The 1290-nt window shown below is 45.1% G+C and carries 1 protein-coding gene; it reads right to left on the bottom strand.

Annotated features, from left to right (window positions below; all coding sequences use genetic code 11):
- Positions 1-11: 11 nt before the first annotated feature.
- Positions 12-1241 (bottom strand): IS256 family transposase, encoded by a 1230-nt coding sequence (locus ACFPIK_RS18120; RefSeq protein WP_377917869.1) that lies wholly within the window; start codon positions 1239-1241, stop codon positions 12-14.
- Positions 1242-1290 lie beyond the last annotated feature (49 nt).

Below are 1290 nucleotides of genomic sequence, written 5' to 3'. Positions count from 1 at the left end.
GGGAGTGTTCACTAAACTGTGTCAGTTTGGTTAAATCGATCTTCAAAGTAAGCGATTAGGTCTTTTCTAATTGATGGCCATGCGAAGATGGTTCCGTTCCATTTTGTCTGAGCGTTCATGGTTGCTAAGTAAATTTGTTTCAAGATCGCATTCTCCGAGCTGAATGCTCCTTTAGTTTTGGTGACTTTTCTGACCATCCGATGGTAGCTTTCAATCGGGTTGGTTGTGTAGATCAGCCTTCTCAATTGGGGAGGATATTTGTAGAAGTTGGTCAATCTGTCCCAGTTTCTATACCATGATTTGAACACCACTTTGTATTTACTTCCCCAGGTTTCTTCGGCTTCCTGCAGGTAATGAAGAGCCATCTTTTCATTATCTGCTTTGTAGATTTTCTTCAGATCCCTGACCATCGGTTTCATGTCTTTTTCACTGATGCATTTCATGGAATTGCGCATCTGATGAACCAGACAGAGCTGAACGTCAGTCTGGGGAAACACATCCTCGATAGCATCGGCAAACCCGTTCAGGTTGTCTATACAGGCAATCAGTACATCTTCAATACCCCGCTGCTTGAGTTCATGGAGTACTTGACGCCAAAATTTGCTGGATTCATGATCCCCAAAATAGACTCCGATAACTTCCTTTTCCCCCCTCGTGGTTACTCCAAGAATAGAGTAAACCGCCTTGGTCTTTACTGCTCCGTCTTCCCTGACTTTGAAGTGCATCGCATCCAGCCAGATCACCGGATACAGACTCTCCAAAGGGCGATTCTGCCAGGCTAAGATCTGGGGGAAAATCCTGTCGGTAATTGCCGTCAGGGTCCCTTCAGAAACCTCTATCCCATACATCTCTCCTACATGATCCTGAATGTCGCGGTAACTCATCCCTCGGCTGAACAAGGCGATAATCTGCTGGTCAATGTCAGAACTGATCTTATGCTGTCGTTTCTCCACGATCTGTGGCTCGAAACTGGAATTGCGGTCTCGGGGAGCCAAAACTTCAAAGCCGCCCAACGAGCTTTGAAGTTTTTTGGCTCCATGCCCATTCCGCCTATTCTTTCCGGATTTTCGAGTTTCACTTAGATGATCATCCAACTCTCCTTCAAGGGCCGATTCAATGATCATTTTCAATAACGGGGTGAAAACACCGTCCTTACCAGCTAATGGCTTACCTGACCGAAGCGCATCTCCGGCCTGCTTGGCGAAAGCCTTGAAATCAAACTCTTCTTTGTCTTCTTTCATAGTCAAAATTTAATGGTTTAAATTTTGACACAGTTATTTGAACAGTCTC

This window comes from Algoriphagus aquatilis (assembly GCF_042657405.1).
Taxonomy (GTDB): Bacteria; Bacteroidota; Bacteroidia; order Cytophagales; family Cyclobacteriaceae; genus Algoriphagus; species Algoriphagus aquatilis.
The sequence above is the reverse complement of the archived record's forward strand: the minus strand, read 5'-3'. Positions and strand labels throughout refer to the sequence as shown.

What these genes read in the sequence shown, in the direction of transcription:
- ACFPIK_RS18120 (WP_377917869.1), bottom strand. Translation starts at nt 1,241, where the DNA reads ATGAAAGAAGACAAAGAAGAGTTTGATTTCAAGGCTTTCGCCAAGCAG.